The following is a 1,285-nucleotide window of genomic DNA, read 5'->3' as shown; positions in this document are numbered from 1 at the left end:
TAGTCGTCGTGCTCATGACCGGCTTGCAAGCCATGTTCCTCGACACCGCGTTCACCGTCATCTCGGTAGTGTCGGGAATTGTCGACGTCTACCGCTCGTCGGGAAGCGTGCGCGCAACGAAACGCTTCCCGTACGGCATGTTTGCTTTGGAGCCAATTTACGCGATTTGCAAGGCGATCTTCACGATCTCACTGCTCGCCTTCTCGCTGCTCGAGGCTGGTAGCGCGGCTTTCGAATACTTCGTGTACGGCCGCGGCGAGCATATGAGTTTAGGCCCGGTGCTGGTGTATGAGCTGGTGGTGCTCGTTTTGTGCTTTAGCTTGTGGGCTTACTATAGGGCAGAAAACCACGAGATTAACAACGCCAGTTCCCTGCTGCAGGCTGAAGCCAGCAGCACGCTTGTCGACGGTTTAATTTCAGCAGGGATCGGCGCAATCGCGCTGTTCCTGCTCGTGCTTCCTTCGGGTACTCCGCTCGATTTTCTGCATTACACGGGCGACTTCTTCATCACGCTGATTATTGTGCTCTTCGCTGTGAAAGAGCCGTTTGAGGTGTTGCGCGATGCTTTCGTTGAGCTGGTCGGTGGTGTACATTCGGATGATTCGCTCAACGCTTATGTGATGAGCCAGGCTTTAGACCATAAGCCTGAGGAGACTGACTTGGAGAAGGTTCTTGTTTTCAAGCAGGGCATGAAGTACCGCGTGGATATGTACATTGCGGGAACAGGTGAGCAGATTACTGTGTCGAATATGATCTCATGCAAGCGAGAGTTAGAAAAGGCGTTGAAGAAGAGGCTTCCTGTAGTTGATGTGAACTTCGTCTTCGACTAAGTCATTTTTCCAGAAAAGTCCGGCTGATATCGCTAGGCTTAGAGGTGAAGCCGGTAAGGGCACGCGCGAAGGGGAGGATGACATGGCACAGCACACTGTGAACGTGGTGGATGAGCCCGACAGCCATCGGCTAACTCTTGGCCAGGAGGTTCAGCACCTTATAGAAAAGGCGATTTCTCGCCGTCCTTTCGTTTCGCGCATGCAGAATGCTTCAGCACAGGTCACAGCGCAGGCTGGCAGCGCAGCTACGAACGCTGGTAGTGCGGCTATGAACTCAGCCAGCGCGGCTGTGGCTACTTCATTTACTGTGCGCAACCTTCCTGCTCGTGTGGTGTTGCCCCACTTGGAAAAGTGGCAGCGCGTGGTCACGGTGGGCGACTCGGTGAACGAAGGTTTGTGGGACCCTGTCGACACGAGCTTGGACATGACCACTTTCGAAAACCAGAGTGCGCATA

Annotated in this window: 2 protein-coding genes; both read left to right on the top strand. The window is 54.2% G+C overall.

All coding sequences use genetic code 11. The features are described 5' to 3' along the window. Positions 1-830, top strand: an 830-nt coding sequence (locus AEAE_RS06610; protein ID WP_148139991.1) for a cation transporter, incomplete at its 5' end; no start/stop codon positions are given. A gap of 82 nt (positions 831-912) precedes the next feature. Then, the coding region (locus AEAE_RS06605; RefSeq protein ID WP_148139990.1) for a hypothetical protein at positions 913-1,285 on the top strand (373 nt) is incomplete at its 3' end.

This window comes from Aeriscardovia aeriphila, assembly GCF_002259595.1.
Lineage (GTDB): Bacteria > Actinomycetota > Actinomycetes > Actinomycetales > Bifidobacteriaceae > Aeriscardovia > Aeriscardovia aeriphila.
This window is presented reverse-complemented; position numbering and strand designations above follow the sequence as displayed.